Here is a 23,005-nt window from a genome sequence, read left to right on the forward strand (position 1 = left end):
GACATCTCTGTTTCAATAAACGAGAGTGTGTTCGGGCACACATGTGTTGACTTTAGACAAAAACGAATGACTACTTATTTAAAAATAAAATTATAAAAGATGAAAAGAGTAATTTATTTATTATTCGCAGCGGTTCTGCTTGCATCTTGCAACAGTAAACCAAAAGAAATGACTGTAACAGTCGAAAACCCAAGTGATTTTGATCGAACTACCGATTTAGTAGAGCTATCGTTAGATGCAGTGAAAGCAAAAGTAACTTTGGCAGAAGGTCAGACTTATGTTGTAAAGAATACTAAAGGAGAAATCATTCCTTCACAAGTAACTTATGATGGAAAATTTATTTTTCAATCAGGCGTAAAAGCAAAAGAAACAGTATCTTTTACAGTTTCAGCAGGAGAGAAACAAGAATTTAAAGCGCAAACTTATGGTCGTTTCATTACTGAGCGTAAGGATGACTTTGCTTGGGAAAACGATCGTGTTGCTTTCCGTATTTACGGACCGGCTCTTATTGCTTCGGATGGACCAAGCAATGGTTTGGATATTTGGTACAAACGTACTAATGATATGAAAATTGACCAATGGTACAAAGACGATATTGCAGAAACAGCTTCTTATCACGAAGATCATGGCGAAGGCTTAGATGATTATAAAGTAGGTCGTTCGTTGGGTGCAGGTGCTATGGCTCCATTTGTGAATGGAAAACTATGGTTGAACGAAAATTTTGCTTCTCAAGAATTATTAGAAAACGGACCACTTCGTACTACATTGAAGTTAACATATAAAGATCTTAATGTAGATGGAAAAGCATATAGCGAAACACGTACTTTCTCTATTGATGCAGGTTCTCAATACTCGAAAGTAATACAAGAATATGGTGTAACTGAAGATATGACAGTTGCTGCCGGAATTGCAAAGCGTGCAGCAAATGATACTATCATTTTTTCACCTGAAAAAGACTATATCATTTATAGAGAGCCTAGCGAAAAAGCAGGTCCTGTTTACTTAGGACTAGTATTTCCTACAGGTATCGACTCTATGGTTATAGATACTTACAAAGTAGCTAATGCTAAAACTAAAAAAGAGGATACCTTCTCTCATGTTTTAGCTGTTACAACATATAAAGCTAACCAACCAATAGTATATTATACAGGTTATGGCTGGAGCAAATTTGGTTTTGCTGATGAAGCAGCATTCCAAACATATACAAGTAATTTTTCTAAAGGTTTAAAACAACCACTAGTTGTGAAGTTTTAAATTGAATGATATAAACACACAACATAAGATAACGTGAAACAAGAAATCTCCGTACATGGAAAAAGGTTGAAGGTGGCTGGAAAGTAATCGGAGCTGTATGCGTACTTGGTATAATATCGTTTGTTGAAGCATATTCAAAAGGATAAAAAAAATAGGACTTTAAATAAATTTATAACATGAAAAATCAATTTTGTTTAGAAGGAAAAGTAGCCCTTGTTACAGGAGCTTCTTACGGAATAGGCTTTGCTATTGCTTCGGCTCTAGCAGGTGCAGGAGCAAAAATAGTATTCAATGACTTGAAACAAGAGTTTGTAGATAAAGGCTTAGCTGCCTACAAAGAAGCAGGAATAGATGCCAAAGGTTATGTAAGCGATGTAACCAACGAAGATCAGATAAATGCAATGGTAGCTCAGATCGAAAAAGAAGTGGGAGTAATTGATATTCTTGTAAATAATGCAGGAATTATTAAACGTATCCCAATGATAGAAATGTCGGCAGCAGAATTTCGTCAAGTAATCGATATTGATTTGAATGGCCCATTTATTGTAGCTAAAGCAGTTATTCCTAGTATGATCAAAAAAGGAGCAGGTAAAATTATTAATATCTGTTCGATGATGAGCGAGCTAGGACGTGAAACTGTATCGGCTTATGCAGCAGCAAAAGGTGGTTTGAAAATGTTGACACGCAATATTGCCTCAGAATATGGAGAATTCAATATTCAATGTAATGGCTTAGGACCGGGTTATATTGCTACACCTCAAACAGCACCATTAAGAGAAGAAGGACATCCTTTCAACTCTTTTATTATTGCAAAAACACCAGCAGCTCGTTGGGGAACTCCCGAAGATTTGGCAGGACCAGCTGTATTCCTTGCATCAGATGCTTCTAACTTCGTAAACGGACACGTTCTGTACGTTGATGGAGGTATTCTTGCTTATATCGGAAAACAACCTTGATTTCGTAAAGTATTTACGAGCTAAAATAGAAAAGAATCCCATTGTAACTCTTTGTTACAATGGGATTCCTATATTACCAAAAATAGCAGTCTTAAGAACTGCTATTTCTGTATTGAATAGATGCAAGTCTCTAATGAGTTGTATCTCGCCTTATAAAGATTATAATTGCTTTGCTGTTTCTTTTTCTACTACCCACGATTGCAAGAGTTCTTTGTGTTTATTATAAAAGAGCCGAGCACCAATAGTTGGGTCGTTGTCTTTTAAAACATCACTCATCAGTTCATTGAGCATTTTCTCATCCATACTGAAGTTTGTGAAGAATTTGGCAAGTTCAGGTTTGTCTGTCGAGAATCCTTTTCGTGCAATAATCTTTATTTCATCTTTCGGATAAATATTCTTAGGGTCTTTCAGAGGTTTCAAGTCATACTCGGCCCACATAAAGTGAGGTTTCCATCCTGTGATAACTACCCACTCTTTATGAGCAATAGCCTTTTTTAGAGCTGTAATCATTGATGTTTCGGAAGATGAAATCTGGGTCAGTTCCAGATTATATTCTTTGATTGCATCTTCTGTAGTTCTGTAAATACCGGCGCCCGATGCAATTCCGTATATCTTTCCATTAAATTTGTCTTTGTTGGCGTTTAATTCTTCTATTGAATTAATGTCTACATAAGTTGGAACAACAAGGCCTGTTATACCATCGTCAAAGGTAGTGCCTAAGATGTCAATCTTGTTGCCATAGCGAGTCCAATAATCTTTATGAGTATTAGGTAACCAAGTGTCCATACATACATCGGCATCACCGCGTGATAGCGAGGCATAGATCGGACCTAACTCCAAGCGCTTGATAGTGACTGTATATCCTTTTTCTTCCAGAATAATCTGTGCGAGATTAGTAATGGCTATACCTTCTGCCCAATTAGGGTAGAGTAGTAGTACGTCTTGTTTTTTTATACGTTGACAAGAGGGCATAACGATAAGGCAAGCCAATAATATAAATAGTATATTCTTTTTCATTATTTTGCTGCCTCCTTCTTCTGTCCTATTGATTGTGTTGTTCTATCAAGTATAATAGCCAGAATTACAATACATAACCCAGCTTCGAAGCCAAGAGCTACGTCTGCTTGCTGAATACCTGCATATACACTTTCTCCTAACCCTCCGGCTCCTACCATAGACGAAATAACAACCATAGATAACGCTAACATTATCACCTGATTTACTCCTGCCAATATGGTTGCCATTGCTAATGGTATTTGTACTTTAAACAAGGTCTGTCTACCTGTACATCCGAAAGCTACGGAAGCTTCTACTATTTCCTTAGGTACATCACGTATACCCAGAGCAGTCATACGAACTGCAGGAGGTAGAGAGAAAATAACCGTAGCTACTACTCCCGGAACGTTTCCTACCGAGAAAAACAAGATTGCGGGAATGAGATATACAAAAGCAGGCATCGTTTGCATGAGGTCGAGTAGGGGTCTAACAATAGCATTCACATTTTTATTACGAGCACACCATATTCCTAAAGGAATACCAATGAGCAGAATTATAAATGTGGCAACTATTACTAACACTAAAGTATTGATTGTTTCTTCCCAAAATCCCATCCAATAGATAAGGAGGAATCCCAAAATGCAGAAGATAGGCAGATCGAATATATCTTTTGCATTTGCTTTTGTTACATTAGACTTACGACAGCTTTTGTTCTTGATAAAGAATGTAAGTAGTGCAAATAATGCAATGAGTATATAAAAAGGGATGGATAGTAATGCCCCTTGCATCACATCTACACAATTTTCTATGATGATGGTAATTTGTCGGAAAATAGGCTCTCCAGCATCAGAAAGCCAATCAACAAAGTGTTCCACATATTTTCCTATATTTAAATTTTCCATATTATATTTTCTTCTTTTTTAGTATTGTAAATATTGATTCTTCTTATTCCGATTAAGTTGTAAATTGGTCTGAGACCTTAGTTGGCACTTTCTATAATAGATTGTACCTTGTCATCGTCATAACCTGTTACCATAGATACCACGTCTGAATGTCGGATATAACCGACTGGGCGGTCTTTATGATCAACCACAGCCAAAGGGTATTTTTGATTAATAAATAAGGGTAATAAGTCAGTTATAGAAGTATCCATCGAAACTTTAGGTATATCTGTTATGATAGAGTCAATATTGTTTTCTTTATTGGTAATCTTTTTGCGTACATCTTTCTCTCCTACATATCCGATAAGACGTCCTAAGTGATCGACAACAGGGAGAAATTTCAGTAAATGGCGTTCCATCAACCTGAGTGCAGATGCAGGACCATCTTTTCCCTGCCATATTCGAGCTTTGAAAGGTTCGTTTATAGCTGAGGCCGTAATGATTTTTGCCATATCTACATTTCCAATGAAAGCTTTCACATAATCATCAGCAGGATTAAGCAATATATCTTCAGGTGTGCCTTGTTGTACTATTACCCCATCTTTCATTATGGCAATTGTATTACCTACCTTGATTGCCTCATCCAAATCGTGAGTAATAAATATGATTGTTTTCTTTAGGGATTGTTGAATCTCGACCAACTCATCCTGCATTTGTGTCCTGATAAGAGGGTCTAAGGCACTAAATGCCTCATCCATCAATAATATCTGCGAATCGGTAGCAATAGCACGGGCAATACCCACACGTTGCTGCATACCTCCACTTAGTTGATGTGGAAATGAACTTTCGTAGCCCGAAAGTCCTACCATATTAAGTATCTCTTTTGCTTTGTTATGCCTTTCTTCCTGAGGTAGACCTTGTATTTCTAACCCGAAAGCAACATTATCTAAAATGGTACGGTGAGGGAGTAATCCGAAATGTTGGAAAACCATTCCAACCTTTTTTCTGCGTAGATTGAGGAGAGCATCTTTATCCATTTTTGTAATGTCTTCTCCATCTATAACTAATGAGCCAGATGTTGGTACATTCAGCATATTGAAGCATCTTAAGAGTGACGATTTGCCGCTCCCCGATAACCCCATAATAACAAATATCTCACCTTCGTTTATAGATAGGTTTGCATTGTTTACTGCAATGGTACATCTTGTTTTTGAATGAATTTCTTTTTTGCTTCTTCCGCTTTTCAACATTTTGATTGCCTGTTTTTTGGCTGATCCAAATACCAGATACAAATCTTTTATTTCTATTTTACTCATATTTTAAGAATGTAATTGAAGGTCTGAGACCTATTGATTATACTTTCTGCTTGTGTTTCTATTTTACCTGTTATGTAAATGAGGATGATACCTTAGAAGTAGTACCCTATATTTATATTCAGACGGCTGTTCCAACGTGCATCGCTACTGCCTTCTCCCAAGCCTTCACCAAAATCGGATGTTAGCCATGGATGATTCTTGCCCAATGCATAATCTACGTATGTATATATGGGACCTGATGTGATTAGCATTCCCGGTACGAACTGTTGAGTATCGTGAAACCTGTTCTCGCTTTTGTGTACAATTGAGTAGTCGAGATAAGGTTGTATGCTCGAAATAAATCGTCTGTTGATGGGTATTGTATAAGCAAGACCGGCTACATAAATAGTACCTTTTGCGGCAACATCGTATGCTGAGCCGTATGCTCCCATTTGCACAATATCAAGACGTTCGTCATTATCCGACTGTGCATTGTAATTATAGCTTATAACTTCTCCTTTGAAATTCCATCTGTCACAATTTATTAAGGTATGTATAGCCCAACTAAACCCCCAATTTCGTCTGTTTAGTGTTTCGTTGTATATACTACCCATTTCTCCGGAAAAACCTAATTCTACCTCCGGTGATATTTGATAGCGTACGCGTCCGTTGAATTGATCAAGCTCTCTGATATAAGCATCTAGCTTCTTTCCATTACTATAACCATATGTTGGAACTATGGCGTACGAATATCTACCGTTTCCTACCGAGTTGTCTTCTGCATTGGATGATACTGATCCTTTGGGTGCGGCTTGTCTGAAATAAGCTGCATCGATGGTCAGTTTGTCTCGTTTATAAAAGAATCCGATTCCTGTATTATAGGTATCTTCCCATCCCATATAGTAAGGTACTTGAAACCACCATGAGTGTGATGCAAAATCTCCGATTCCAAATGGTTTCTGAAATACTCCTAACTTGACATACCAATCGCTATCGATTTGATAACCGATATAAGCATGATGTAGAAAATGGGTCTTAAATTCGGGGAAGAAACGGTATTGGAAACTGAGGTCGAATCCCTTTTGGTGAGCTTCAGTAGATAAAAACCACGTATCCATCCTTACGTATGTATCTAAGTCGTTGTTACTTGTTTCGTAATTTTCCATAACTGCATTGAAACGTACAGCTCCACCAAGTTTGAAAAAATCTTTTTTTATACTGTCATTTTCTGCACATATAGCAGATGCACAGAAAACAAAGAAGTAAGTAATATTAATACATATTTTATACATGTAATTCGAATGTTTAAGGTCTTATACCTTATGTTTGGTCTAGTATTTGTTTAGACCAAAGCTTATTATGATTTAATTATACGATAATAGACTTGCTATTATAGCCAAATAACCAACTGGAACCTTATTTGATAAGGATCTTTAAATAATTGGTTCGGGTGTTAATAAAACAACTATTATACATTAGGCGCATAACAACACATGTTAGGACAAATCATGTCAAATGATTATTAGAGTCCAAAGATGCTATGCTAAAAACAAATAGAATTCAGATTTTCGAATGGTCTTTGTCAAACGATTTTTTGACAAAAAATACACGGCTGACCTAATCTGAATAATGAGAGAATACTCTCTCCATTAATGCAAAGATATAAAAAAACAATTAAATATCAGGACTTTAATGTCTCTAATTGAAATTTAGTTAAAAATACAGGTGTACTTTTATTTCGTTAAAACGGTGGCACCGTGCTGTTTTTTAGCGTGTTATGGTGAACTATGAAATGTTGACTTTTTTTCAATAAAAAAAGGTGATAAAATTAAATTTTACCACCTTTCAGCTACTTATTGTATATTTTATTTGTAGACTCGGTTTTACTTGAAATGAGTCAAGGTTGTTCTATACTTGAAGTCCTAAAAAGGTCTGTGACCTTATTTCAAATTATGTAAAAAGTCAGAGAGATTGAGATCCTTATCCAGATTCATTTTCTTTCTCAATCGATATCTGCTGACTTCTACTCCGCGAATCGAAATATTTAGAAGAGGAGCTATTTCTTTCGATGTGAGATTCATCTTTAAGTAAGCGCATAGAATTTTATCGTTTCTTGTCAGATGAGGATATTTGTTATCTAATAATGTAAAGAGGTCTTTATGTATAAGGTTAAAGTTCGATTGAAATACCTCAAAATCTTTATCGTGGTCTATATTGTTATTAATTTGAGTAATTAAACGTACTACTTTCTGTTTTATAATATTGGGCTGTTTATTTTCGTCGAGAGATTTAGAAATACTCATCACATTTTTTCTGACATCTTCCAGCATTTCATTCTTACGCACAATATTCAATATATAGCCCGATAGTTCTTGAGTCTTATAATGAAGTTTGGTTTTTAGATTCTCATTCTGTAATTCATATATCTTCTTATCCTTAAGCATACGTTCTTCTTCATATTGTTTGCTTTGAGCAATAAGCAATTCACCCTTTTCGTTGATTATTTTTTTCTGTTTTCCTATCGTTCTTTTATATATAATGTATGATAGTAATAGTAAGAACAAGCCATATACAATCCATGCCCACATAGATCGATACCAGGGCGATAGTATTTTGAATTTAATGTAAGTCGTTTCCCCTGCTTTGCTATCTCCTTTTATAATAGCTTTAACCTCAAAGGTATATTCCCCTTCTATTAGATTGGTGTATTCTTTAATGGTTTTGGGTGCGGGAGTACTCCATTTATCATCTATTTCTTTAAGGCGGTATGAATAAAGAATGTCTTCGTTCTTAGAGTATTCAGTCGCTGCAAAATGAATGTTGATTGAGTTAAGTGAATAAGGTATTGTGATTGGTTCGGACGAGTTACCATAAAATAGAGTACTATCATTGCTTGTTGCCACAAGTTTACGGATGGCTATATTCAGCCTCGTATTTCTATTATGATCTGATGATAAGTCTACTTTCACAAAAGCTTTATCTACAGCTACAATCGCAGATACTGAATCTAATAAGGTAACATTTTCATAACCACTGATAAGGTCATTTGCCAGTCCGATATTAAAGGTGTTTTGATTGTATCCATCCTTTCCGTATGGTAGTAGTTTAAGGCTTTTATCTGATACGTACCATATGTTTTTCAGTTCGTCAACCTTTAGGTATTCATAATACTTACTTCCATCAAGTAGCTTTTCAAGTTGTGCATAACGGTCGAAGTTATCGGATATACGACTGTATTGATAAATGCCGTCCAAGGCACATATAACAAGGTTATTATCGATCTTTCTGAAAGTGGTATTTTCTCCTATTATTATATCTTTCAGATTATATTCTTTACGGTTGATCAGAGAATCTTGAGTGCTGTTCAATGTAATTCTTTGTATAGAAGTACCCATGTTTACGACCCAGAAAGTATTATTTATCTCATCTTCAATAAATCCTCTGGATGAATTAAAGAAATTGGCAACATTATGAGAGAATTGCCAAATACCGTTTTTCTTTTCAAGAATCCTGAATCCCGAATAAGCCCCTGCAATCATACGATTGGGATTAGATGCCAAAGGATGTATTTCCCATATGCCTGTAAGATTTATCTTATAGGTCGATTGTGCCGAAATAACAGTAATGCCATTATCGCCTCCACAGAATAAAGTATTGTCATAAATTGTTAGTGACCATATTTGCCCTTCCGAATCTTTTATGAGCTGATATCCTCCATTCTTGTCCATCTTATATAATCCTTGATTGGTACCCAAATACAATTCGTTATTAAATAAGGCGGAACAATATCCTGTACCAATAGGTGAGTTTATGGCAAACATAGGGCGTATGGGTGATTGTAGATCGATGTAGCTAATACCTTTATCGAGCCCTAGCCAGAGATTGTTATTTCGATCGAAAGTAGAGCTTAAAACGGTATTGTTGCTCAATCCGTTTGCCAGATTAAACTCTTCATGATAATCTTTCTTTTTCAAGTCAAATAAGAATACTCCATTCTGAACTGATCCTAGTGCCACTTGCGACTCTGCAAGTGATGCACAGAATAATTGATTTTTAGCAATAAAGTTATCTGCTATCGAGTGTATATTTTCACACCACGAGTTGTCAAGCAAATACAGCCCACTGCGTGCGGTTACTACTAATATTTTATTATCATAAGGAAGTAATTCTACAATCTTTTTTCCTTTTAAAACTTCAGATGGAGCAAGAAGTTCGATCTTATTTCTATGGTTTAGAAAAAATATACCATCGGTTGTTCCTAAGTATACCTTGTTGTTTATAAGTGTAGAACAATCTATTTTGTAATTAGTGGCTATCTTCTCAATTGTATCTTTTGAGTTATTATAGATGAGAATATTTCCATCATCCAGAAAATAGGTTTGATTATCTATTGTGTATATGCTCCAAACTTCGCCCCACCAGTTAGAAAGTTTATCCGAAAGAGAATGATAGGTGGGTAACCCAATACTATTTGCCTCAAAATAGCCAAATTCGGAGCTTCCGCCTACATATATTCTCTTGCCTGCGATTTCTACTGATCTCACAATCTTATTCTTTATGGGATATAAGTTCCAATTTACCCCATCAAACTCAAGTAATCCGTTTGTATTGGCAAAATACATCCATTGATTGTCTGCCTGCTCAACCATCCAGTTCTGAAAACCACCTTTATAGGTGTTTCTTTCGTGGTTAATTATGTTCCGTTGCCAAGATGCAAAAGTTGGTAATGAAAACAACAATAAGCCGTAAATTATATATAGTCGATATCGCATAGTTTCTAATAGTTAAAAGCACACTAAGTTATAAAACATTTTTAAATGTAAAGAAAAGTTTTTTGAAGTATATTTTTTATCTGTAAAAAATTAGTTGTAAGGTAATTATATTTAGTGTGTAGTAGTCTTGTCGTATATAAGATTTTGATTTTTGAGTTTTTGACGTAGTTAATTTTTTTAAGAAAGATAGATGACACAATATCTTCATCCACCGAAAAGAAGTTTTCTGCAGATTATCAATATCTGCCCAACCTTTAAAAAATCAAACCATGAAGAAAAAAATGTTTGCTATCAATCGGCAATTATTAGGACTTACTATGTTCCTAATCTTTTTCCCGATGATTGCTTTCGCACAAAGCAATCAAATCAAAGGAATTGTTACAGATGCCCAAACGGGTGAAGCTCTAGTCGGAGTATCTGTTATTCAGAAAAACACCACTAATGGATCCGTAACCGATTTGGATGGAGCTTTTCAAATAAATGCACCTATAAATTCGGATCTTGTATTTAGCTATCTAGGTTATGAAAATCTGGAAGTTAAAGCCTCTTCACAATCTTTAAATGTAAGACTAAAAGAAGCCACAAAACTTATCGATGAAGTTGTTATTGTAGGTTATGGCGTTCAAAAGAAAAGCGTAGTAACTGCAGCTATCAGTAGTGTAAAAGGAGACGATTTAGCATTAAAAGCTCCTACACGTATTGATAACGTTCTGAAAGGAATGGTATCAGGGGTGAACATTACCCAAGCATCAGGACAGCCCGGCGATGGATCTAGAGTTCGTATCCGTGGTATCGGTACTATCAACAATAGTGATCCTCTATACATTGTAGACGGAATGCCTATTTCGGGAGGTATCGATAACATCAATCCAGCTGACGTTATGTCAGTAGAAGTCCTTAAAGATGCGGCTTCTGCTGCTATTTATGGTACACGTGGTGCAAATGGTGTAATCTTGGTAACAACTAAGCAAGGTAAATCAGGAAAAGCTGTAGTTAATTACAACTTTACATACGGATGGCAAAATGCAGCTAAGAAAAGAGCTGTACTTGATGCTACTGAATATGCTATCTTGATGAATGAGCAGAATATGAACTCGGGTAAATCTCCTATTTATAGCGACCCTCAATCATATGGTAGAGGTACCGACTGGCAAAAAGAAGTATTTAATGCTGATGCTCCGATGTATGAACATCAAGTGAGTGTAGCAGGTGGTAGTGACAGAGGAAACTACTATTTGTCATTGGGTTATTTCAATCAAGAGGGTATCGTAGGTGGTAACTTCGGAAGATCTAATTACGAAAGATATTCTATCCGTTTGAATAATAATTATACTGTATTCGACGAATCGAAAACACGAAGCTTTCTTTCTACTCTTAAGATAGGTAGTAACCTTACATATGGTCGTATTAACTCTACCGGTATTGGAACAAATAGTGAGTTTGGCTCGGTATTAGGTAGTGCTTTATCTATTTCCCCAATGCTACCCGTATTGGCACAAGACCCCGAAGCTACTTTAGCAGCTCATCCAACAGCGGTAAGAGATAGAAACGGAAACGTATTTACAATTGTTGGTGATCAGTATAACGAAATTACTAACCCTTTGGCATATTTGTCATTACCTCCAGAAAAAAATAACTCCGATAAAATTATAGCTAATTTTTGGGGAGAAGTAGAACTGTATAAGAATCTTAAGTTCAGATCGTCTTATGGTGTTGACCTTGCATTTTGGGGTACTGATGGATACATTCAACCTTATTATCTAGGAAAGAGTAACCATGTGGATGAGTCAAGAGTTTGGTCATCGATGAACAGAGGGTTTAAATGGCAGGTCGAAAATACATTATCTTATGTGAAAGAAATCGAAGACCATAGTTTTACAATCTTACTAGGTCAATCCGCTTTGTCTGAGAGATCTCGTTCTTTGTGGGGACAAAGTTATTTATTGAGAGATACTAATCCTGATAGAGCTAATATTGACTTTACAGATCAACCTCAAAAAGCTAGAGAGGCAAGTGGTAGAATGAGTCCTTATTATAGACTTGCTTCGTATTTTGGTCGTTTAAGCTATAATTACCAAGAAAGATATATGGGTGAATTTACGTTCCGTAAAGACGGTTCAACCAAATTCGGACCAAGTAATAAGTGGGCTAATTTCTATTCTGTTTCACTGGGATGGAATATTACAAATGAAAAGTTCATGGCTAACAGACCCGATTTTATCACATCGTTGAAATTGCGTGGTAGCTGGGGACAAAATGGAAATGACCAAATCGGAGATTTCAGATATACTACAATGATTGATGGTGGAAACAACTACATATTAGGTAAAGAGGGGGCTATTATAGTTGCTCCGGGCTCTAAACCGAATGGATATCCTAATGAAACTATTGGTTGGGAGGAGTCAGAACAAACCAATATAGGTATTGATACTCGTTTCTTTAATGGTGCTCTATCATTTACTGTGGATTGGTTTGATAAAAGAACCAACGGTATGTTGATGCAAATGCCTTTACCTGCTTATATTGGCGACACCCCTCCAATGGGTAACGTAGGTGATATGAAAAATACAGGGATTGAGTTTGATGCTTCTTATCAATTTAAAGTTGGAGATGTATCTCTTCATGTAGGTGGAAATGCTTCTTATATCAAAAATGAACTGATAGAATTAGGTAATAGCAATGGATGGGCCAATTATGATGCTATACAAAGTATCGGAACAATAACCAGAGCTGCAAACGGAGAGCCATTCCCTTTCTTCTATGGACTTAAGACAAATGGAATATTCCAGACTCAACAAGAGATAAACGAATATGTAAATAAAGATGGGAAGCTGATACAACCAAAGGCACAGCCCGGTGATGTGAGATTTGTGGATCTTAATGGAGATGGAGTAATTAATGATGAAGATCGTACAAAATTGGGTAAAGGTATGCCTGATTGGATGTTTGGATTTAATGTTGGAGCGCAATGGAAAGGTTTTGATCTTAATATAATACTTCAAGGAACATCGGGTAATGATATTTTCGATGGTACTCGAAGAATTGATCTTGCAAGCATCAATTTACCCGGATATATGCTGGATAGATGGACAGGACCTGGATCTTCAAATAGAATACCACGTTTAACTTTAACCGATGATAACGGCAACTGGCAATCTTCTGATCTATACGTGAAAGATGGATCTTTCCTTAGAGTAAAGAATTTGCAAATTGGTTATAACCTACCTGCAACTATAGTGAAAAAAGCATACTTAGGAGGTGTAAGAGTTTATGTTTCAGCTGAAAATTTATTGACTTTCACTTCTTATGATGGCTTTGAACCTGAAATTTCATCAGGAGGTACCTCATTAGGTGTAGACCGAGGCGTATATCCTCAGGCTAGAACAGTTTCTATAGGTGCAAACATTACATTCTAACTATTAAAAAGAAATTACAATGAAAAAGATATTGATATTTGGCTTGACTTCACTATTAGTGTTAAGCTCTTGTACAGACTCTTTTCTGGAGTCTTCGCCAACAACACAAATACCCAAAGAAGAATTTTATAATTCGGAAGAACGAATCACTCAAGGTTTAATAGCAGCTTATGCTCCGCTTCAATGGCCTGATTGGGCATTCGGGCAGTATAATCCCCTTCAGTTTGTATCAGATGTAATGTCTGATGATGCACGTGTAGGAGGTGGAAACGCCAAGGATAACGAGCATTTACAACGTATGCGTTTCTTTAATGCAACGCCGGTGTATGTATGTGATGCACTTTGGACAGTATTTTACTCAGGTATTAACCGTTCGAATATTGTAATACAACGTATAGATGATGTGCCAAATCTAAACCCTGCAACAAAAGATAGAATATTAGCAGAAGCTCATACTTTGAGAGCATACTATTATTTCTGGTTATGGAAACTATGGGGCAATGTACCTTATTATGATGTAAATCCATCAACACCACCTTTCCTTGTACCTCAGATAACTGCTGACGAACTGTATACTAAGATTATTCAAGATCTGGATTTTGCTCTGGATGGCGATAAACTTCCGGCAACAGTTGCTAGCAATCAGATTGGACGTTTAACAAAGGCTGGTGCTCAAATGTTGAGAGCTAATACTGTTATGTATCAAAATGATGAAACCAGATATGCTGTTGTTTTGAAAGATATGCAAGCAATCATTGGAACAGGATTATATGATCTTACCGCATCTTTTGCTGATATATGGGAAGATAAAGGAGAGTGGAATAAAGAATCGATTTTCGAGGTTAATTATTCGGATGATTTGAGTGGACGTAGCTGGGGTAATCCTTTAGCAACCGGTGGTAGCGTATATCCTACTCTAATAGGTATTAATAGTTTGAAAAGCCCTGAGTTTGCAGGAGGATGGGGTTTTGAGCCTGTTGAAAAAGCATTGTATGATAGTTATCAAGAGGCTGACCAACGTAAAGATGGAGGTATTTTGAGCTTTGATCAACATAAAAAAGAATTTCCAGAAGCAAGTTATGATCCACGTTACGATGATACCGGATTTTTCAATCGTAAATATCTGCCTCGTCAAGGGGGAAACAGCAAGAGTGCGGGGGATAAAGATTTGAATTACAGAAACAACTATCGTGTATACCGTTTCTCTGAAACATTACTGATTGCTTCGGAATTACTTGTTCGCACAGGAGGAAGTCAAACTCTAGCTGATGAATACCTAAATAAAGTAAGAGGTAGAGCGTATAATAATACAGGTAATTATAAAAAAGTAGCAACGCTTGACAATCTATTAATGGAGAATCGTTTGGAGTTTGCATTGGAAGGACACCGCTTTTGGGATTTAGTTCGCTTTGGCAAGGCTGAGCAAGTATTGGGAGAAAGAGGCTTTACACCCAACAAGAAACATTTACCTATACCTCAATCAGAAATTGATAAGGCTCAAGGTACATTAACTCAAAATCCATACTAATCGGTTATATACTATATAATTGCCAAAGTATTAAAAAGGTCTCAGACCTTAATTGAAACTTTAATTTTAGAAAATCATGAAAGCAAAAAAATATATATTAGGTCTTCTAGGTATGGCTCTGTTTTTTACGGCATGCGATCCCGATGTAGGAGATAAACCAAGTATTGGCAATGCACCATCGGTAGATGATATTAAATTCACGATGACACCTAGTGCCCAAGATGCCAATACAATTCAGTTCGACTTCACGAGTGATCTTATTTCTCCTTATTGGGCAATCAAGAAATTGGATGGCTCTGTAATGTCAACAAACAAAAGATCATTCTCTATGAAGTATATGTGGGCTGGAGAATATGACGGCTCTATACAAGCATTTGGAAGAGGCGGTTTAAGTGAACCTAAGGCATTCAAAGTGAGTGTTCCTAATAATGATCCGATAATCTATATATTGACAGGAAAGGATACACCTAAAGTTTGGATATGGGATTCTTCTGTTGCGGGTCACTTAGGATGTGGAGAGCCAAGCACAACTACTCCTAATTGGTGGAGTGCGGGTCCTAACGAATTAAAAGGCAGAGGTATTTATGATGATGAATTGACATTTATTCTTAATTCAACACGTGATTATTCTCTAAAAACCAACAACGATATTTATGTGAATGAGGCTGCTGCGAAAACAATGGCTCCCGATTTATTTCCTAACGGATCGGATGTTGCTGTAACAGTTCCTTACACACAGCCTAAGGGTCAGACTTGGTTTATGGATAGAGATGCTGATGGCAAGCTTTATTTGACGTTCTCTAATAAAGGTTTTCCAAGTTATGTAGCGCATCCCGATGTATTGGGTAATGTACGGTACGAAATATTAGAGCTTACCGAAAATACATTACAACTGCAATGGAAAGGCTCTGGTATCAATTGGTATATGAGATTTAAAGTTAAACAGTAAATCATTAAGCAGGAGAGCAGATTACCTGAATTAGTATAAAAGGTAATCTGCTTCACCTAAAAAAAATAGTATGCGCATGAAAAACAAACATATATTTATAGGTATAGTATTCTTGTTTTGCAGCACATTACTTTGCAAATCACAAGCTCCGACAGGATATGATTTGGTGTGGCAGGAAGAATTTAATGAGGCTCCCAATTCTGATGGCTCTTTGCCTCTACCGGGAGATAAATGGTGGTTTGAAACCGGAGGTAATGGTTGGGGAAATAACGAGCTCCAATATTATACAGACCGTGTTGCGGGAACCGATACTGTTGCCAAAATTAAAGGAGGTAATCTGATTATTACAGCCATAAAACGCCCGAAACCATATTATGGAATGAACTATGTATCGGCACGAATGAATACAACCGAATCTTGGAAGTATGGATATTTCGAAGCTAGAGCAAAAGTGCCGGGAGGTAAAGGTACTTGGGCTGCATTCTGGATGATGCCTAAAAACTTTACTGCATGGCCACTTGATGGCGAAATTGACATAATGGAATATGTAGGTTATCGTCCTAATGTAACACAGACTTCAATCCATACCGATTTATACAATCATAAAATAGGTACTGAGAAAACAGCTACAAAAGATATTCAAAACGCAGAAACAGAATTTCATGTTTACGGACTGGAATGGACAGAAGATCAGATTATAGGGTATGTTGACGGTGTTGCATATTTTACATTCAAAAACGATCATTTAGGAGACAAAAGAACATGGCCTTTTGATGCACCTTTCTATCTGAAATTAAATTTGGCGATAGGTGGTGACTGGGGCGGATTGCAAGGTGTTGCAGAAGATATATTTCCGTCAAAATATGAAATAGATTATGTAAGGGTTTACCAGAAAAAAGCGGTAGCCTCTATCGAAAAGGAGGAGGTTGAGAATATACCTTTTACTTTTAATAAAGAGAGCAAATCACTTTCACTCCATGCTAAAAACGGAAATATAACAAGTTTCAATATAACAGATATGCAAGGTAGGTTGTGTAAAACAAAATCGATAGAAGAAGATTATACTAGCATCGATTGTTCTGATTTACCTCGAAACAGCGTATACATACTAACCTTGAAGGGTAATAAAACTCAGGAGAATTATAAATTCATAAATTAAGGTTTAGTTCTGTTAGATAGGTCATTGTTAGCACTGAAAGAATGCTAAGTCTGGGAAAAGATTATTATTCAAAATCATTAATATAAAAAAAATGAAGATCAAATTATTAAGTGTATTATGCTTATTAAACCTGTTTATGGGATATTCACAGCAAAAAAATTACGATAAAGAGATCGAGCAGTTATTATCAAAGATGACTATTGAAGAGAAAATTGGTCAGATGAACCAGTTAAACTTCAATGGTATGAGTGATAATCTTGTTCAACAGATAAAAAATGGGGAAGTAGGATCTCTACTCAATATAATTAATCCTAAGGAAGTAAACGAATTGCAAAAGGTCGCTTTAGAGAATAGCCGTTTGGGTATTCCTTTGATTATTGGGCGTGATGTAATTCATGGCTTTAAGACTATATTTCCTATACCTCTAGGTCAGGCAGCGTCATTTGATCCCCAAACGGTAGAAGATGGAGCCCATGTATCGGCTGCTGAAGCTCGCGAATTGGGTGTTAATTGGACATTTGCTCCTATGTTAGATATTTCTCGTGATGCACGTTGGGGGCGTATTGCCGAAAGTTTGGGTGAAGATCCATACCTCGCAGGTCAATTGGGTGCAGCTATGGTAAAAGGTTTTCAAGGAAAGAACCTATCAGACCCTACATCAATTGCAGCTTGCGTGAAGCACTTTATCGGTTATGGTGCAGCAGAAGGTGGTCGCGATTACAACAGTACTAACATACCTCCTCACTTATTGCACAATGTATATTTAGTACCATTCAAAAAAGCGATAGACACAGGTGCAGCAACATTGATGACCTCTTTTAACGACAATGATGGTATACCAGCTTCAGGAAACGAATATTTATTGAAAGATGTACTTCGTAAAGACTGGAAATTCGATGGATTTGTAGTTTCAGATTGGGCTTCGATGACAGAGATGCTTGCTCATGGATTTGCTAAAGATGCCAAAGAAGTAGCAAAAATATCAGCAAACGCAGGTCTTGATATGGAGATGGTAAGTGGTGCTTATTCACAACATTTGAAAGCATTGGTTGAATCAGGTGAAGTTTCTATTGCTGATGTTGACAACTCGGTACGTAATATCTTGAGAGTTAAATTCCGCATGGGATTATTCGAAAATCCGTATGTTGATACCAATAAAGCATCTGTATTATATTCGGCAGAACATTTGCAAGCAGCAAAAGAAGCAGCTATCAAATCTGCAATTTTGTTGAAAAATGACAATATATTGCCTCTAAAAGAAAATATCAAAATAGCAGTTATAGGACCGTTGGCTGATGCTCCTCATGATCAAATGGGTACTTGGGTATTCGATGGTGACAAAAATCATACAGTGACACCTCTTAAAGCATTGCAGACTACTTATAGTAATATAAACTATGTTTATGAACCTGCATTGACTTTTAGTCGTGATAAAAGTACAGCAAACTTTGATAAAGCAAAACAAGCAGCAGCTTCGGCTGATGTTGCGGTCGTATTTTTAGGTGAAGAAGCTATTCTATCGGGCGAAGCTCACTCTTTATCGAATATTAATTTGATAGGAGTGCAGTCGGAACTGTTGAAAGCTGTAAAAAGTGTTGGTAAACCAGTTGTTTTGGTTATTATGGCAGGTCGCCCATTGACTATCGAACGCGATTTGCCGTATGCAGACGCAGTTCTTTATAACTTCCATCCTGGAACAATGGGGGGACCTGCTATCTTGGATCTATTGTTCGGGAAAGCTAACCCAAGCGGAAAACTTCCTGCAACATTTGTAAGAGAAGTAGGACAGATACCGATGTATTATAATCATTTCAATACAGGGCGTCCAGCTCCTGAGAATGTAATGACACTAGATCAGATACCTACCGAAGCCGGACAAACATCATTGGGTAATACTTCTTTCTACCTTGATTCGGGAAAAGATCCTCTATATCCATTTGGCTATGGTTTATCATACAGTACGTTTGATTACTCTAATCTGGTTTTATCAGCATCATCTATTCCAATGGGTGGAGAGTTGACAGCTAAGGTTACAGTTAAGAATACGAGCAATGTAGACGGAACGGAAGTAGTACAACTTTATACAAGAGATTTAGTTGGTTCTATCGTTCGTCCTGTAAGAGAGTTGAAAGGTTTTCAGAGAGTAGACTTGAAAGCTGGAGAATCTAAAACAGTGGAATTTAAATTGACAACTGACGATTTAGCTTTCTTTGGTAGAGATCTTGTGAAAAAAGCAGAAGCCGGAGATTTCGACTTATGGATAGGTTCGAGTAGTAAAGATGGTTTGAAAGCTAAATTTTCGATTCTATAATCACTTGAAAAATAAATAGGTCTGAGACCTTCGTTTATTCTTACAGCATTTCGGAGGAAATGTTCTATAACGCCATATAATTTATTAAATGTGGATCTTAGATGAGTTATCGCGGTACTCACTTTTTCGAGTAAACTTCATAGCTGAGACTTTTAATCATGGATTCCGAATCATTACTGTTAATTCTTTTTCAATAGAGTAATTGAAGTGATTCTCATCTAATGGTTCACAGAAGAAATAAATATGTAGGGATAAACTGGAAAACGGTCTAAGCTAGAATTAAAGATATGGCTTAGGCCGTTTTTATTTAATGACTAACAGGTCTTACGACCTCAAAATAATGTTTTATGAAAAATTTATTGTATTTAATTTTACCTCTGGTATTATTTAGTTGCTCACCAAAAGAAGTCCAGAAAACAGACGCTTCGAAGTTTATTCGTGTAGAAGGTCCTGATCTGATAAAATCAAATGGAGAGAAGATTCTCATTCAGGGTACTAATCTTGGTAATTGGCTGAATCCCGAAGGATACATGTTTCATTTTCAAGATGTAAGTTCTTATCGGTTGATAAATGAAGCTTTTTGCGAAATGGTAGGTCCCGACTTTACTGCTTGGTTCTGGCAAGAGTTTAAGAAAAACTACATTACTCAAGATGATATAAAGTATATCAAACAAACAGGAATGAACTCACTTCGTATTCCGTTTCATTACAAAATGTTTACGGACGAAGACTATATGGGGCTTACTGCCAATCAGAACGGATTTGAAATGATAGACCAAGTAGTAGAATGGTGTCGTCAAGAAAATCTATATGTGATTCTTGATATGCACGATGCTCCAGGTGGACAAACAGGCGATAATATAGATGATAGCTACGGATACCCTTGGTTGATGGATAGCGAACCAAGTAAGGTTCAGTTCTGTGAAATCTGGAAAAAAGTGGCTCAACACTATGCTAATGATACAATCATATTAGGTTATGACTTGTTGAATGAACCTATTGCCCATTACTTTTTGGAAGAGTATGCACACTTGAATGATTCGCTCGAACCTCTTTATAAAAGATGTGTAGATTCTATCCGTACCGTAGATAACAATCATATCGTATTGTTGGGAGGTGCACAATGGAATGGTAATTTCAATGTGTTCAAAGACTCTAAGTTTGATGATAAAATGATGTATACCTGCCATCGTTATTGGTGCGATACGTTACAATCCAATATTCAGGATTTGGTAAATTTCAGAGACAGTGTAAATCTTCCTATGTATATGGGAGAAACAGGAGAAAATACAGACCAATGGATTGCAGCTTGGACTCGTCTGATGGAACGCAACAATATAGGTTGGCATTATTGGCCTTATAAAAAGATGGATTCTGAAAGAGGTATGGTTTCTATAAAAGCGCCTGAAAACTGGAACCTGATTATAGACTATACTACGAAAGATAGAAGTAATTTCACCAAGATACGCGCAGTAAGACCCGATCAGGCACTTGTGAAAAAAGCAATGATCGATTTTCTTGAAAATATGAAATTCGCAAATTGTAATATTAATAAAGGATATATTTTAGCTTTAGGTATGAAACCTTAAGGTTTAAAAAGATATATATAGAAGAGATTCTTTGAATCTAAAAGCCTATAAGTGAAAAGATTTTAACTCTTACATTTATAGGCTTTTCATATATATAATGAGGGGCGTTTTAAGATTAAAATAGAGAAGCATTCATTTGAAATTCTATTATGTGCCAATAGATAAGGATATTAAGCTCACTGGCGTATATTGCGATTTTCTTCAATTATATTATCTTTGTGTACACACATATGCAACACATACCGTATACTACTTAATAAAAGGATTAAATCATAAACTAACACCTAATGGGATTAAAAGACTTTATTACGAATTTTAAATTCAATAATTTGTATGAAAAAGGTTTGAAAAGCCTTAACGAGAATGATTCAGAAAAAGCTATTGAGGCTTTTGAATCTTTACCTGAAAAAGCACAAAAATATGCCGAAGCAATGTTGTATTGTGCAAAAATATATGAAGCTCTTGATAACTATGATAAGGCTGTTGAGAGTTACACTAAAATACCTGCATATGAAAAATTATATGAATCGAGCTTATTTAGTTTAGCTAATCTGCACGCCACTTACCAGAATTATGATAAATCTATTGAAGTGCTAAGAAGGGTTTCTGTAAATTCAGGAGAATACATGACAGCTTTGCTTGCCATAATTTCTAATATGATTAGAAAAGGCGAGGTTGACGAAGCCTTAAAGTTAAGTAAACAGATACCCGAGACTTATGAACATTATGGCGAAGTATTATATGCTATAGGCTACGGTTTAGAAGAATTAGGTGAACTTGATAAAGCTATTGAAATGTATTCATCAATAGATAAAACAGATGCTGCATTTGGAAAAGCTTTGATTAGTAAAGCATTAATTTATTCCAAAAAGAAAGACGATATAAGTACAGCACTTACCGTATTGGGTGAAATACCTAAGACCTCTGATATGTATGCACGAAGTGTTACGGAGAGAATATCTATTTTGAAAAATTTGAATAAAGAAGACAAAGCGTTGGAATTGTACGATTTGTTGCCACAAAATTCGGATAATTATTGTTACTATGTATTTGAGAAATATCGTGCGCTCAACAAATTGGAACGTTATGAAGAAGGTATAGAGTATATTTCTAAAGCATTGAATGAAAGTCATAATGAAGATTATCTAGATGGTCTACGTTCCATTAGTGGTTTATACTCAAAATTAGGAAATAAGGAAAAAAGTGAAGAGTATATAACTAAAGCCAATGAATTATCTCAAAAATGGTTCTCTCAAGGGCGTATTGCTTCTATGATAACTACATCAGCTTCATCTTCTCAAGGAAGTGAGGATTTAACTAAAGCAAAACGAGCATTTAGAAACAGAAATTATGAGAAAGCTATAATGCATTACAAAAAATATGCAGAACAAGAAACACCTGATGCCAATATATATAATGATTGGGGACTTGCGTTACTTCGCTATGGATGGAATATAGAGGAGAATGAAAAACGGAAATGTTTATTAGAAGCTATTGAGGTAGGTAATAAAGCAGTAGAACTAGATCCGAAAGAAGGGTTGTATTATGCTAATTTAGGTATACACATATGTCAACTAGGAGTTTTGGATAATAATCTAGAGGATAAAAAAGCAGAGGTGATTCCGATATTGATGCGTGGAGAAGAGCTGCAAAAAGGTGTTTCTGCTTATACTATGGCATGTGTATATTCTTTAATAAATGATATGGAAAATGCTTTTAAATGGTTTGAAGTAATGCTAAAATATAATCCATTAGACAGATCATTTATTGAATCTGATGAGGATTTTATAAATATGCAGAAAGATAATCGTTTTGAGGAGCTGTTAAATACATATTTATAAATAATTGATTTAAAATAGAAAAAAGAGGCTATCCATATCTAGGATAGCCTCTTTTCTT

At 36.0% G+C, this 23,005-nt stretch carries 14 protein-coding genes; 9 read left to right on the forward strand and 5 right to left on the reverse strand.

The features are described from left to right. Nucleotides 1–99: 99 nt before the first annotated feature. Both HGC4_RS13740 and HGC4_RS13745 read left to right on the forward strand, forming a co-directional pair. Nucleotides 100–1,254 (forward strand): DUF4861 family protein, encoded by a 1,155-nt coding sequence (locus HGC4_RS13740; RefSeq protein WP_050710711.1) that lies wholly within the window; start codon nucleotides 100–102, stop codon nucleotides 1,252–1,254. A 176-nt stretch (nucleotides 1,255–1,430) separates the two neighbouring features. Then, a complete protein-coding gene (locus tag HGC4_RS13745; protein WP_050710712.1) occupies nucleotides 1,431–2,210 on the forward strand; it encodes a gluconate 5-dehydrogenase in 780 nt (259 codons plus the stop codon). 159 nt (nucleotides 2,211–2,369) lie between these two features. Here HGC4_RS13745 and HGC4_RS13750 read toward each other — a convergent pair whose 3' ends face one another. The 5 genes from HGC4_RS13750 to HGC4_RS13770 form a co-directional block, all read right to left on the reverse strand. Further along, complete coding sequence (locus HGC4_RS13750; RefSeq protein WP_050710713.1) at nucleotides 2,370–3,227, reverse strand: glycine betaine ABC transporter substrate-binding protein; 858 nt, start codon at nucleotides 3,225–3,227, stop codon at nucleotides 2,370–2,372. Further along, complete coding sequence (locus tag HGC4_RS13755; protein ID WP_050710714.1) at nucleotides 3,227–4,108, reverse strand: ABC transporter permease; 882 nt, start codon at nucleotides 4,106–4,108, stop codon at nucleotides 3,227–3,229. Before HGC4_RS13755 ends, HGC4_RS13750 begins: the two co-directional genes overlap by 1 nt. Before the next feature lie 77 nt (nucleotides 4,109–4,185). Then, nucleotides 4,186–5,403 carry a quaternary amine ABC transporter ATP-binding protein gene (locus HGC4_RS13760; RefSeq protein WP_050710715.1) on the reverse strand — a complete coding sequence of 406 codons (1,218 nt, stop codon included), beginning with the start codon at nucleotides 5,401–5,403 and terminating at the stop codon, nucleotides 4,186–4,188. Nucleotides 5,404–5,495: 92 nt separating this feature from the next. Beyond that, nucleotides 5,496–6,674, reverse strand: coding sequence for a hypothetical protein (locus HGC4_RS13765; protein ID WP_242047192.1), 1,179 nt, complete (start codon nucleotides 6,672–6,674; stop codon nucleotides 5,496–5,498). Nucleotides 6,675–7,322: 648 nt separating this feature from the next. Next, entirely contained in the window at nucleotides 7,323–10,154 is a 2,832-nt protein-coding gene (locus HGC4_RS13770; protein ID WP_050710716.1) for a triple tyrosine motif-containing protein, read from the reverse strand. 269 nt (nucleotides 10,155–10,423) lie between these two features. Here HGC4_RS13770 and HGC4_RS13775 point away from each other — a divergent pair, with 269 nt between their 5' ends. From HGC4_RS13775 to HGC4_RS13805, 7 genes are all read left to right on the forward strand, one after another. Beyond that, entirely contained in the window at nucleotides 10,424–13,570 is a 3,147-nt protein-coding gene (locus HGC4_RS13775; protein WP_242047191.1) for a SusC/RagA family TonB-linked outer membrane protein, read from the forward strand. A 19-nt stretch (nucleotides 13,571–13,589) separates the two neighbouring features. After that, on the forward strand, nucleotides 13,590–15,098 hold the full coding sequence (locus tag HGC4_RS13780) for a RagB/SusD family nutrient uptake outer membrane protein (RefSeq protein ID WP_050710717.1): 1,509 nt from the start codon (nucleotides 13,590–13,592) through the stop codon (nucleotides 15,096–15,098). A gap of 76 nt (nucleotides 15,099–15,174) precedes the next feature. Next, entirely contained in the window at nucleotides 15,175–16,047 is an 873-nt protein-coding gene (locus HGC4_RS13785) for a hypothetical protein (RefSeq protein ID WP_050710718.1), read from the forward strand. A gap of 76 nt (nucleotides 16,048–16,123) precedes the next feature. Beyond that, nucleotides 16,124–17,206 carry a family 16 glycosylhydrolase gene (locus tag HGC4_RS13790; protein ID WP_242047190.1) on the forward strand — a complete coding sequence of 361 codons (1,083 nt, stop codon included), beginning with the start codon at nucleotides 16,124–16,126 and terminating at the stop codon, nucleotides 17,204–17,206. A gap of 91 nt (nucleotides 17,207–17,297) precedes the next feature. Beyond that, nucleotides 17,298–19,517 carry a beta-glucosidase BglX gene (bglX, locus tag HGC4_RS13795; RefSeq protein ID WP_050710720.1) on the forward strand — a complete coding sequence of 740 codons (2,220 nt, stop codon included), beginning with the start codon at nucleotides 17,298–17,300 and terminating at the stop codon, nucleotides 19,515–19,517. A gap of 347 nt (nucleotides 19,518–19,864) precedes the next feature. Then, a complete protein-coding gene (locus HGC4_RS13800) occupies nucleotides 19,865–21,106 on the forward strand; it encodes a glycoside hydrolase family 5 protein (RefSeq protein WP_050710721.1) in 1,242 nt (413 codons plus the stop codon). Between the two features lie 287 nt (nucleotides 21,107–21,393). Then, the gene (locus HGC4_RS13805) at nucleotides 21,394–22,947 is read left to right on the forward strand and encodes a tetratricopeptide repeat protein (protein WP_050710722.1); all 1,554 of its coding nucleotides are present in this window, start codon (nucleotides 21,394–21,396) and stop codon (nucleotides 22,945–22,947) included. The last annotated feature ends 58 nt before the right edge of the window (nucleotides 22,948–23,005 follow it).

The sequence above is a fragment of the Dysgonomonas sp. HGC4 genome, from assembly GCF_001261715.1.
Classification (GTDB): Bacteria; Bacteroidota; Bacteroidia; order Bacteroidales; family Dysgonomonadaceae; genus Dysgonomonas_A.

Coding starts and splice junctions, on each gene's coding strand:
- HGC4_RS13760 (WP_050710715.1), bottom strand. CDS start 5,403: ATGAGTAAAATAGAAATAAAAGATTTGTATCTGGTATTTGGATCAGCC.
- HGC4_RS13785 (WP_050710718.1), top strand. CDS start 15,175: ATGAAAGCAAAAAAATATATATTAGGTCTTCTAGGTATGGCTCTGTTT.
- HGC4_RS13800 (WP_050710721.1), top strand. CDS start 19,865: ATGAAAAATTTATTGTATTTAATTTTACCTCTGGTATTATTTAGTTGC.
- HGC4_RS13765 (WP_242047192.1), bottom strand. CDS start 6,674: ATGTATAAAATATGTATTAATATTACTTACTTCTTTGTTTTCTGTGCA.
- HGC4_RS13740 (WP_050710711.1), top strand. CDS start 100: ATGAAAAGAGTAATTTATTTATTATTCGCAGCGGTTCTGCTTGCATCT.
- HGC4_RS13770 (WP_050710716.1), bottom strand. CDS start 10,154: ATGCGATATCGACTATATATAATTTACGGCTTATTGTTGTTTTCATTA.
- bglX (WP_050710720.1), top strand. CDS start 17,298: ATGAAGATCAAATTATTAAGTGTATTATGCTTATTAAACCTGTTTATG.
- HGC4_RS13745 (WP_050710712.1), top strand. CDS start 1,431: ATGAAAAATCAATTTTGTTTAGAAGGAAAAGTAGCCCTTGTTACAGGA.
- HGC4_RS13780 (WP_050710717.1), top strand. CDS start 13,590: ATGAAAAAGATATTGATATTTGGCTTGACTTCACTATTAGTGTTAAGC.
- HGC4_RS13755 (WP_050710714.1), bottom strand. CDS start 4,108: ATGGAAAATTTAAATATAGGAAAATATGTGGAACACTTTGTTGATTGG.
- HGC4_RS13775 (WP_242047191.1), top strand. CDS start 10,424: ATGAAGAAAAAAATGTTTGCTATCAATCGGCAATTATTAGGACTTACT.
- HGC4_RS13805 (WP_050710722.1), top strand. CDS start 21,394: ATGGGATTAAAAGACTTTATTACGAATTTTAAATTCAATAATTTGTAT.
- HGC4_RS13750 (WP_050710713.1), bottom strand. CDS start 3,227: ATGAAAAAGAATATACTATTTATATTATTGGCTTGCCTTATCGTTATG.
- HGC4_RS13790 (WP_242047190.1), top strand. CDS start 16,124: ATGAAAAACAAACATATATTTATAGGTATAGTATTCTTGTTTTGCAGC.